At 65.7% G+C, this 1078-nt stretch carries 1 protein-coding gene; it reads left to right on the top strand.

Features of this window, described 5'->3' with window-relative positions:
* Positions 1-290: 290 nt before the first annotated feature.
* On the top strand, positions 291-932 hold the full coding sequence (locus ABT116_RS49650; protein ID WP_351648318.1) for a DUF3566 domain-containing protein: 642 nt from the start codon (positions 291-293) through the stop codon (positions 930-932).
* The last annotated feature ends 146 nt before the right edge of the window (positions 933-1078 follow it).

Raw genomic sequence — 1078 nt, 5'->3', positions numbered from 1 at the left:
GAGGTTCGGGTTCTTCGAGTTCCTCGCGCAGACGGCGCAGTTCCCTGGCTGTGGCCTCGGGGTCCGTCAGGGCCGCTCCGCAAAGTCAGCCGCAGACCAACATCACGCGCCCTGCCGGCGCTGGTGCCCCTGCGGGTCGACCGGCAGCTCCGGCCGGGGGTAAGCCGCCTACGGGTCCGCAGCGTCCTGCCGCGGCCGGTCCGGCGCAGGGTGGCCAGGCTAAATCTCCCGCACCGAAGGGACAGCCGCAATCGGGCCGACCCGCCGGTGCGCAGCCGGCACGTCCCGTCGTGACGGGAACGGCGGCTGCCGCAGCTACCGGTGGCGTCGCCGGCGCGGCAGCAGCCAAGAGCAACGCACCGACCGTCGCAGCCAAGGCAGTTGCACCCGCGGGCGCAGATCCGAGGGCTGCAAATCCGAAAGCAAAAGCCGCAGCGATCGACGGGCCCACCCGGCACATCGATCGCAAGGATCTGCCGAAGGACATGCCTGACCTCTCCGAGGCCAAGCATCCGTTGCCTGCTGCGGTGAAGGGTGAGAAAACTCACGCCGGACCGGCTTCGGTCGTCGACGGTGCGCCGCTGCGCGCAACGGTCCAGATCCGTCGTATCGACCCGTGGTCCACGCTCAAGATCACCTCCGTGATCTCGGTGTCGCTGTTCTTCGTGTGGATGGTGGCCGTCGGACTGCTCTACGTCGTTCTCGATGGTATGGGTGTCTGGGATCGCCTGAACAACGCGTTCACCGACATCGTTGCCGACGGCGGCTCGGACGGTCTGGTGACGGCCGGCCAGGTGTTCGGCTACGCCGCGCTGATCGGTATCGCAAACATGGTGCTTTTCACGGCGCTCGTCACGATCGGATCGTTCATCTACAACCTCTGCAGCGACCTGGTTGGCGGCGTAGAGGTAACTCTCGCCGACCGCGACTGACCTGCGAAAACATTGCTCCGCCGGGCCCGTTTTGGTGTCAGCGGCCCGGTGGGGTAATCTTTGGAATCGGTTCAGGGGCCTATAGCTCAGGTGGTTAGAGCGCTTTACTGATAATGAAGAGGTCGGAGGTTCAAGTCCTCCTAGGC

Origin of the sequence: Streptomyces sp. NPDC002130 (assembly GCF_040296465.1) — a bacterium.
GTDB lineage: Bacteria > Actinomycetota > Actinomycetes > Streptomycetales > Streptomycetaceae > Streptomyces.
This window is presented reverse-complemented; position numbering and strand designations above follow the sequence as displayed.